Raw genomic sequence first — 522 nt, forward strand, 5'->3', positions numbered from 1 at the left:
AGTGTGGTTGGCTTTTTTATCGGTATCGGCGAAAGTGCAGCCATTGTTGTGCGCGGAACAGTTAGCGATGTTGAAGATGGCCAAACAGTTACGGTTACTATTAGCGATGGTGTTAACCCACCGGTTGAAGTGCAAGCCATTGTAGAAAATGGCGAATATGTAACAACTCCTATTGATGCAAGCAGCTTAAACGACGGCACATTAACCGCCACTGCAAGTGTATCTGATATAGCTGGCAACCCTGTAAGCGCACAAGATAGCGTTGAGCTCGATAACACTGCCGCCATTACCACAAGCATTGATAAAACAGCCGATGGCGTTATTAACGGTAACGGCGAAAGTGCAGCCATTGTTGTGCGCGGAACAGTTAGCGATGTTGAAGATGGCCAAACAGTTACGGTTACTATTAGCGATGGTGTTAACCCACCGGTTGAAGTGCAAGCCATTGTAGAAAATGGCGAATATGTAACAACTCCTATTGATGCAAGCAGCTTAAACGACGGCACATTACCCTCCACTGCT

General features: G+C 46.6%; 1 protein-coding gene. It reads left to right on the forward strand.

Annotated elements, in window-relative coordinates; translation table 11 throughout:
- A partial coding sequence (locus CWC04_RS19240) for a hypothetical protein (RefSeq protein ID WP_138686192.1) occupies positions 1-522 on the forward strand: 522 nt, incomplete at both ends.

This window comes from Pseudoalteromonas sp. S2893, assembly GCF_005887105.1.
Lineage (GTDB): Bacteria > Pseudomonadota > Gammaproteobacteria > Enterobacterales > Alteromonadaceae > Pseudoalteromonas > Pseudoalteromonas atlantica.